General features: G+C 73.7%; 8 protein-coding genes. 1 reads left to right on the plus strand and 7 read right to left on the minus strand.

The features are described 5' to 3' along the window. Positions 1–1,176: gamma-glutamyltransferase (locus RMN98_RS15950; protein ID WP_309649799.1), on the plus strand; the 1,176-nt coding region annotated here is incomplete at its 5' end. Here the strand turns inward: RMN98_RS15950 and ligD are convergent. The 7 genes from ligD to RMN98_RS15985 all read right to left on the minus strand — a co-directional run. Then, positions 1,173–2,147 (minus strand): non-homologous end-joining DNA ligase, encoded by a 975-nt coding sequence (gene ligD, locus RMN98_RS15955; RefSeq protein WP_309649800.1) that lies wholly within the window; start codon positions 2,145–2,147, stop codon positions 1,173–1,175. The genes RMN98_RS15950 and ligD overlap by 4 nt on opposite strands. Positions 2,148–2,150: 3 nt before the next feature. Then, positions 2,151–3,581, minus strand: a complete 1,431-nt coding sequence (locus RMN98_RS15960; RefSeq protein ID WP_309649801.1) for a transcription antitermination factor NusB — start codon at positions 3,579–3,581, stop codon at positions 2,151–2,153. Continuing rightward, positions 3,574–3,987 (minus strand): MmcQ/YjbR family DNA-binding protein, encoded by a 414-nt coding sequence (locus tag RMN98_RS15965; protein ID WP_309649802.1) that lies wholly within the window; start codon positions 3,985–3,987, stop codon positions 3,574–3,576. The genes RMN98_RS15960 and RMN98_RS15965 overlap by 8 nt, the downstream gene beginning before the upstream one ends. Positions 3,988–4,021: 34 nt before the next feature. Beyond that, a complete protein-coding gene (gene fmt, locus RMN98_RS15970) occupies positions 4,022–4,948 on the minus strand; it encodes a methionyl-tRNA formyltransferase (protein ID WP_309649803.1) in 927 nt (308 codons plus the stop codon). Beyond that, positions 4,948–5,493, minus strand: coding sequence for a peptide deformylase (def, locus tag RMN98_RS15975; RefSeq protein ID WP_309649804.1), 546 nt, complete (start codon positions 5,491–5,493; stop codon positions 4,948–4,950). The genes fmt and def overlap by 1 nt, the downstream gene beginning before the upstream one ends. A 25-nt stretch (positions 5,494–5,518) precedes the next feature. Further along, positions 5,519–7,555 carry a primosomal protein N' gene (locus RMN98_RS15980; protein WP_309649805.1) on the minus strand — a complete coding sequence of 679 codons (2,037 nt, stop codon included), beginning with the start codon at positions 7,553–7,555 and terminating at the stop codon, positions 5,519–5,521. 145 nt (positions 7,556–7,700) lie between these two features. Next, on the minus strand, positions 7,701–8,159 hold a 459-nt coding region (locus RMN98_RS15985; protein ID WP_309649806.1), incomplete at its 5' end, for a methionine adenosyltransferase domain-containing protein.

An 8,159-nucleotide genomic window follows, 5' to 3' on the forward strand; every position in this document is an offset into this window, starting at 1 on the left:
TTCCGCAACCCCGACCTGGCCGACACCCTCACCGCCATCGGCCGCCGCGGCACGAGGGCGGCGTTCTACACCGGCCCTCTCGCCCGCCTGATCGCGCGCACCGTGCAGGACCCGCCGAAGAGCGAGGCCACCACGCTGCCCGTGCCTCCGGGGTTCCTGACCACCCGCGACCTGCGCGACTACCGGCTGCGCGTCCAGGCGCCGACCCGCTCGAGCTACCGCGGCTACACCGTCTTCGGCATGGCCCCGTCCTCCAGCGGCGGCTCGACGGTCGGCGAGGCGCTCAACATCCTCGAGGGCGTCGACCTGTCCGAGACGGACGAGCCACAGGCCCTGCACCGCTACCTGGAGGCCAGTGCCCTCGCGTTCGCCGACCGCGGCGCCCACGTCGGGGACCCGGCGTACGTCGACGTGCCCCTGCGCGACCTGCTGGCCGACCGGTTCGCCGCCGAGCGCGCCTGCCAGATCGGCAACACCGCGATGGCCAAGCCGACCGAGCCCGGCGACGTCGACGACTACGACGGCACCTGCGGGGCGGCCGCGACCACGACGGAGCCGGCCGAGGACACCGAGAACATCTCGACCACCAACCTCACCGTCACCGACCGGTGGGGCGACGTCGTGGAGTACACGCTGACCATCGAGCAGACCGGAGGCTCGGGCATCGTCGTGCCCGGCAAGGGCTTCCTGCTCAACAACGAGCTGACCGACTTCACGACCGTCTTCGACCCGGCCGACCCCAACCGCATCCAGCCCGGCAAGCGCCCGCGCTCGTCGATGTCGCCGACGATCGTGCTCAAGGACGGCAAGCCGTTCCTGGCACTGGGCTCCCCCGGTGGCTCGACGATCATCACCACGGTGCTGCAGATGCTGGTCAACCACCTCGACCTCGGCATGAGCCTGCCCGAGGCGATCGCGGCCCCGCGTGCCTCGCAGCGCAACACCGCCACGGTCACCGCCGAGCCGGCGTTCATCGCGGCCTACGGCACGATCCTCGAGGACGTCTACGGCCACGACCTGGTGCCGTCGGGCGACGGACTGACCAGCGCCTCGGACATCGGGGCCGCCACGGCGATCCGCTTCGGCCGCAAGGGTCGGGTGGTCGCCGTCGCCGAGCCCGTACGACGTGGCGGGGGCGCGGCGTACGTCGTGCGGCCGGCGGGCCAGTCGGGCTAGGTCGCCTCGGGCTCGTCGGGCGTCTCCTGCCCGGCGCGCTCGTCGCGGTCGGCCCACTCCAGCAGCGGCGCGATGTCGAAGACGTCTCCGTCGATCCCCGCGTGCAGGTCACCCAGCTCGGCGAACCGGTCGGGCACGGTGAAGATCGTGCAGTCGCGGGGGTCGACGTCGTCGACCTCGTCCCAGCGGATCGGCGTGGAGACACGGGCGTCGGGCACGCCGCGCACGGAGTAGGCGGCGGCGATCGTGTGGTCGCGGGCGTTCTGGTTGTAGTCGACGAAGAGCTTGCGGGGGTCGCGGTCCTTGCGCCACCAGGTCGTGGTCACGTCGTCGGCGGCCCGGCGCTCGACCTCGCGGGCGAAGGCGAGCGCGGCGCGGCGTACGGCCTTGTGACCGTGGTCGGGCCGGATCCGGACGTAGACGTGGAGGCCGGAGCCGCCGCTGGTCTTGGGGTAGCCGACCGCGCCGAGCTCGTTGAGCACCTCGTGGGCGACGTGCGCGACCCGGCGCACCTGGGCGAAGTCCGACTCCGGTCCGGGGTCGAGGTCGATGCGCCACTCGTCGGGGCTCTCGGGGTCGTCACGACGGCTGTTCCACGGGTGGAACTCCACCGTCGACATCTGGACCGCCCAGATCACGGCTCCCAGCTCGGTGACGCAGAGCTCGTCGGCGGTGCGGTTCCAGCGGGGAAAGTGCAGCTGCACGGTCTCGATCCAGGGCGGGGCGCCCTGCGGGACCCGCTTCTGATGCACCTTGTCGCCCGCGAGGCCCTTCGGGAAGCGGTGCAGCATGGTGGGTCGCTCGAAGAGCGCGTTGACGATGCCGGGGCCGACCGCGAGGTAGTAGTCGACCAGGTCGGCCTTGGTCGCGCCCGACTCCGGGAAGTAGACGCGGTCGGGATTGCTCACCCGGACCACCCGGTCGTCCACCTCGACCTCGAGGGCGGGCGACGAGGACTTCCCAGCGGCCATGGGTCAGACCTTACGGAAGAGCGCCATGAACATCGCGTCGGTGCCGTGGCGGTGCGGCCACAGCTGGACGGTCCCCGGGAGCCGACCCTCGCAGTCGGGTACCTGCGGGAGCAGGGCGCGGGCGTCCTCGAGGACCACGTCGTCGCGGCCCTGGAGCACCGAGCTGACGACGTCGTCGGTCTCGGCGGTGACCGGCGAGCAGGTTGCGTAGAGGACCACTCCCCCGGTGCGCGTCAGCGCCAGGGCGGAGGTGAGCAGCTGGCGCTGCAGCAGCACCAGGGTGAAGAGGTCGTCGGGCTTGCGCCGCCAGCGGGCCTCGGGCCTGCGACGCAGCGCGCCCAGGCCGGTGCACGGGGCGTCGACCAGGACCCGGTCGAAGCTCCCGGCTCGCAGCGGGGGTGCCGTGCCATCGGCCGTGAGGATCCCGAGGACGCCGGGCGACCCGGCCAGCGCCCTCGCGACGAGGCGGGCGCGGTGCTGCTGGCGCTCGACGGCGAGGAGCTCGGCGCCACGCTCCCCCGCGAGGGCGGCGAGCAGTGCCGCCTTGCCACCGGGACCGGCGCACAGGTCCAGCCACCGCTCGTCGGGGCCCTCGACCTCGGCAGCGGCCAGCGCGGCCGCGACCAGCTGGGAGCCCTCGTCCTGCACTCCTGCTCGACCGTCCTTCACCGCGGCGACGGCGCCGGGGTCGCCGCCCTCGAGCACCACGCCGTAGGGCGAGTAGGCCGTGGCCTCGCCGGGAAGCTCCTCGACGGTGGCCCGACCGGGGCGCGCCACGAGCGTCACCCGCGGTGGCTCGTTGTCGGCGGCCAGCACGGCGTGCAGCTCGCTCTCCCCGACGGCCTTGCGCAGCTCGTCGACGATCCACACGGGGTGGCTGAAGGCGACCTCCGCATAGCGGCTGGGCGGCTTGCTGGGAGCGACGCGGGTGATCCACTCCTCCAGGTCGTGCTCGGAGACCTTGCGCAGCACGGCGTTGGCGAAGTTGCCGGCGCCGGACGTGCCCTTCGTGCGCACGAGGTTGACAGACGTGCTGATCGCGGCGTGGTCGGGCACCCGCATCGAGAGCAGCTGGTGGGTGCCCAGGCGCAGGGCGTCGAGCACCTTCTCCTCGATCTTGCGCAGGGACCGGTCGGCGCACGCGGCGATGATCGCGTCGTAGGTCCCGCGGCGCCGCAACGTGCCGGAGGCCAGCTCGGTGGCGAACGCCGCGTCGCGGGCGTCGAGCCCGAAGTGACGGATGACCGCCGGCAGGACCAGGTTGGCGTAGGCGCCGTCGACGCGCACCGCCTTGAGCACCTCGTAGGCCGCCTGACGGGCTGGGTCGATCTCCTGGCGAGCGGCCGCCTTGCCGGAGACCGGGCGACGGGGGGCCGGAGGCCGGGCAGTGGGCCGAGCGGCAGGCCGCGCCCGCCCCGGCCCCGGGTCAGCCATCGAGGTGCTCCCGCACGAGGCGCTTGGGTGCCTTCGACGCCCACGCGTCGGTGATGATCTCGGCGAGCTCGTCGCGGCTGATCTCCCCCAGCCGCGACTGCTGCACGAGCACGGCGGAGTAGCCGCGGAAGTGGTCGATCGTGAAGAACGGCAGGGCGGGGTCGTCGACCAGCGCCTGCTTCTCCGCCTCGGTCGGGGTCGTGATGACCAGCAGGTCGTCGTAGGGCTCGCCGGTCTCGGGGTCGATCGCGGTCCTGCCCGGTGCCCGGTGGAGCAGGAAGCCCTTGCCCTTCTCGCCCCGCGGCACCTTGTACGTCGGCCGGTCGCCCCAGGAGGTGCCCAGCTCGACCTCGGGCAGGGCGAGGCAGATCTCGGCGATGTCGTCGGGGGTCGCCGGGCGGCTCATGACCGCCAACCTAGGCGAACCCGTGACCCCGCGGTCACGCAACACCGAGCCTCGCGCCCGACTCGAGACGCGCTCCGCGGGCCCAGTCGGCCGCGGCCATCTGCTTCTTGCCGAACGCCTTGACCTCTCCGAGGAGGACGGCATAGGTGCCCGTGCCGACCAGGACGTGGTTCTTGCGCACGTCGATGACGCCGGCCGGCACCAGCTCGTCGACGACCGTGACGCGACCGATCTTGATGCGCTCGCCCTCGAAGAGCGACCAGGCGCCCGGGGCAGGTGTGCAGGCCCGGACCTGGCGGTCGATGAGGTGACCGGCCATCGTCCAGTCGATGCGGGCGTCCTCGACGTTGATCTTGGGAGCGAAGGACACGCCGTCCTCCGGCTGCTCGCGGGCGACGATCGAGCCGTCGGCCAGGCCGTCGATGGTGGCGACCAGCAGACCGGCTCCGCCCTCGGCGAGTCGGGCGAGCAGGTCACCGGCGGTGTCCTCGTCGCGGATCCGCTCGGTCATGACCCCGAAGGTCGGGCCTGCGTCGAGCTCCTTGACGATCCGGAAGGTGGTGGCGCCGGTGACCTCGTCGCCGGCCCAGATCGAGTGCTGGACGGGCGCTGCGCCGCGCCAGGCCGGCAGGCAGGAGAAGTGCAGGTTGACCCAGCCGTGCGGCGGGATGTCCAGCGCCGACTGGGGCAGGAGGGCGCCGTAGGCGACCACGGGGCAGCAGTCGGGCCCGAGCGCACGAAGCTCGGCCTGGAAGTCGGGCTCGCGCGGGTGGGTCGGCTTGAGCACCGGCAGCCCGAGCTCCTCGGCGCGCTGGGCGACGGGGCTGGCGACCAGCTTGCGGCCACGACCCGAGGGCGCGTCGGGACGGGTGATGACACCGACGACCTCGTGGTCGGAGGCGAGCAGGGCATCGAGAGCAGGGACGGCGACCTCGGGGGTGCCGGCGAAGACGAGCCGCATCAGATCCCCAGCCCCCGCGTCGCGTGAGGGCTGAGCTTGACGGTGGGCCGCTCCAGGCCGAACCACTCCGACTCGCGGATCTCCTTCATCGCCGCCTTGCGGGCGACGGTGTCGAGGCGGTCGATGAAGAGCACCCCGTCGAGGTGGTCGGTCTCGTGCTGGATCGCCCGGGCGAGCAGGTCGGAGCCCTGGATGGTCACCGGCTCCCCGTGCATGTCGAACCCGTGGGCCACGACCGACATCGCCCGCTGGCACTCGTAGGTCAGCTCGGGGAGCGACAGGCAGCCCTCGAGACCGTCCTGCAGCTCGGCCGACAGCTCGAGGCGCGGGTTGATCAGGTGGCCGACCTCGCCGTCGACGTACCACGTGAAGGCGCGGAGCCCGACCCCGATCTGGGGCGCGGCCAGGCCTGCGCCGGGGGCGTCGAGCATGGTGTCGGTGAGGTCCTCGACCAGCTTGCGCAGCTCCTTGTCGAAGTCGACGACCTCGAGCGCGGGCTTGCGCAGCACGGGGTCGCCGAAGAGACGGATCGGCTGGATGGGCATGGCACCAGTCTAGGGAGCGGGTGGGTCAGAGGCTGACGGGGTCGACCTGGATGCGCACGGCGTCGAGCTTGCGCGCGGAGCGCACCCGCTGGAGCTCGCCCAGCGCCGCCGACAGCGCCGGCCCCTGGGCCCGCGGGACGCGGACGACGACGCGGCTCTCCTCGTCGTCGAGGTCGACCGGACCCAGCACCTCGGCAGCGTCGGGCGCCGCCAGCAGGGTCACGGCGTCGTCGACCGCTCCGGCCTCACCGATGATGGTGGCGAGGCGCGACGCGGGTGGCAGGTGCGCCTCCTGACGCTGGGTCGACTCCCGCTCGGCGAAGCCGCCCGGGTCCCACCGCACCAGGGCCTGGAGCGCCGCGTGGGCCGGGTCGCCGACCACCACCGCTTCGCCACCCGGGCGCACGAGGGCCACCGCGTTGCACCAGCGACGCAGCGCCTCCTCGTCGGTGCGCAGGTCGGTGCGTCCGAGCAGCAGCCAGGTGTCGAGCAGGACGACGGCGGCGTAGCCGGAGGCGGCGATCGGCTCGGCACCGGGCGTGGCCACCACGATGCTGTGGCTGTCGTCGACCTCGGCCAGGACCCGCTCGCCCGACGAGGTCAGCACGCGGGCTCCCGGGAAGGCGCGGCCGAGCTCCTCGGCGGTGCGGGCGTCGCCCAGCACAGGGGCGCGCAGGCCGCGGTGGCCGCACTCGCCGCACGCCCAGGCCTGGTCTGCCGTGCCGCACCAGCGGCAGGCCGGAGGCCGGGTGGGGCCGCTCAGCACGAGGGGGCCCTGGCAGGTGGTGCAGCGCGCAGGGGTGCGGCAGCGCTCGCACGCCAGGGCGGTGACGTAGCCGAGGCGTGGTGTCTGCACCAGGACCGGTCCCTGCCCCAGGGCGCGCCCCACGACCTCGTGCACCTGGCGCGGCATCCTGCTCGACCGGGCAGCGGGGTCGCGCTCGAGCTCCCACTCGGACGCGCCGGCGACGGTCACGGTGACCGCCCGGCGCAGTGCCTCGCGACTCGGGGCGAGCTCGTGGGCCCACCCCGAGCGCAGCAGGTAGGAGGCCTCGACGCTGCGCGCGAAGCCACCGAGAAGGACGGCCGCGCCCTCCCGCTCCGCGCGGAGCAGGAGCGTCTCGCGGACGTGGGGGTAGGGCGCGCGTGGCTCGGCGTGCAGGTCGTCGCCGTCGTCCCACAGCACGATCAGGCCGAGGTCGTGGACCGGGGCGAAGGAGGCGCCGCGGGTGCCGACGACGATGCGGCGGGCCCCCCGGCTGATCGCGAGGAACTCGCGGTAGCGCGCCGCCGGGCCCCGCCCTGCGGTCAGCGCCACGTGGTGGCCGGCGCCGAGTCGATCGGTGAGCGCACGGTCCAGCCGGGCGACGTCCTTGCCGTCGGGCACGCAGACCAGCACTCCCCGACCTCCGGCATAGGTCTCGGCGGCGGCGTGGGCGACCAGGTCGGGCCAGTCGGCGCCCGGCGCGGCGCCCCAGACCGCTCGGGGCGCACCGCCTGCACGCAGGTGCGCGAGGAAGGCGGCGGCGTGAGGGTGGTCGTCCCACCCTGCCGGTGCCGGCGGCAGCGCCGACAGCGGTGGCGCCGGCTCGGAGGGCTCCTTCTCGGCGGTGGCGTGGCGAGGTGGCACGGCCAGGCGCAGCACGTCGGAGCGGGTGCCGGCGTAGCGCTCGGCCAGGTCGTCGGCCAGCGCGGCGATCGCCGCGCTGAGCACCGGTTCGTCGCTCACCAGCCGACGCAACGGGGCGAGGGTGCCGGGGTGCTCGGAGGTGGCAGCGCGCTCGACGACGTAGCCGTCGAGGTCCTGCCCGGCGAAGCGCACCTTGACCCGCACGCCCGGTCGGACGCCGGCGTCCATCGCCTCCGGCACGGCGTAGTCGAAGGTGCGGTCGAGGTGGGCCAACGGCACGTCGACGAGCACCCGGGCGACGGGGTCGTGCGTGGCCACCGCGGCCTCGGCCGCGTTGCGCGCCTTCGTCGCCCGCGCCTTGGCCTGGGAGGCCCTGACCGTCGCCCGCACCATGCCGGGGATCAGCTCGGGCTGCTCCTCCGGTCCGGTCATGGGCAGATGTCTACCAGCGCCCGCCGACGGCGTCGTACGCCGTGTCCTCGGCCTGCTTCCCGGCCCGCCGCCTGCTCCACGAAATGCCGCACGGCCCACCCGTCGCGCTCGCGAGAGGTGGGCCGTGGGTGGTGCCGGTCGGCGACTAGCCGGCGACGGCAGCCTTCAGAGCGTCGGCGCGGTCCGTGCGCTCCCAGGTGAACTCGGGGAGCTCGCGACCGAAGTGGCCGTAGGCCGCGGTCTTGGCGTAGATCGGACGGAGCAGGTCGAGGTCGCGGATGATCGCGGCCGGGCGCAGGTCGAAGACCTCGAGCACGGCCTCCTGGATCTTCTCGTCCGGGACGGTGCCGGTGCCGAAGGTCTCGATGAAGACACCCACGGGCTGGGCCTTGCCGATGGCGTAGGCGACCTGGGCCTCGCAGCGACGGGCCAGGCCCGCGGCGACGACGTTCTTGGCGACCCAGCGCATGGCGTAGGCAGCCGAGCGGTCGACCTTCGAGGGGTCCTTGCCGGAGAAGGCGCCGCCACCGTGGCGGGCCATGCCGCCGTAGGTGTCGACGATGATCTTGCGACCGGTCAGGCCGGCGTCGCCCATGGGGCCGCC

The sequence above is a fragment of the Nocardioides sp. genome (assembly GCF_031397825.1).
Taxonomy (GTDB): domain Bacteria; phylum Actinomycetota; class Actinomycetes; order Propionibacteriales; family Nocardioidaceae; genus Nocardioides.

Bases quoted from the DNA above. Each gene is read 5' to 3' on its own strand.
- ligD (WP_309649800.1), bottom strand. From the start codon at position 2,147: ATGGCCGCTGGGAAGTCCTCGTCGCCCGCCCTCGAGGTCGAGGTGGAC.
- RMN98_RS15960 (WP_309649801.1), bottom strand. From the start codon at position 3,581: ATGGCTGACCCGGGGCCGGGGCGGGCGCGGCCTGCCGCTCGGCCCACT.
- RMN98_RS15965 (WP_309649802.1), bottom strand. From the start codon at position 3,987: ATGAGCCGCCCGGCGACCCCCGACGACATCGCCGAGATCTGCCTCGCC.
- fmt (WP_309649803.1), bottom strand. From the start codon at position 4,948: ATGCGGCTCGTCTTCGCCGGCACCCCCGAGGTCGCCGTCCCTGCTCTC.
- def (WP_309649804.1), bottom strand. From the start codon at position 5,493: ATGCCCATCCAGCCGATCCGTCTCTTCGGCGACCCCGTGCTGCGCAAG.
- RMN98_RS15980 (WP_309649805.1), bottom strand. From the start codon at position 7,555: ATGACCGGACCGGAGGAGCAGCCCGAGCTGATCCCCGGCATGGTGCGG.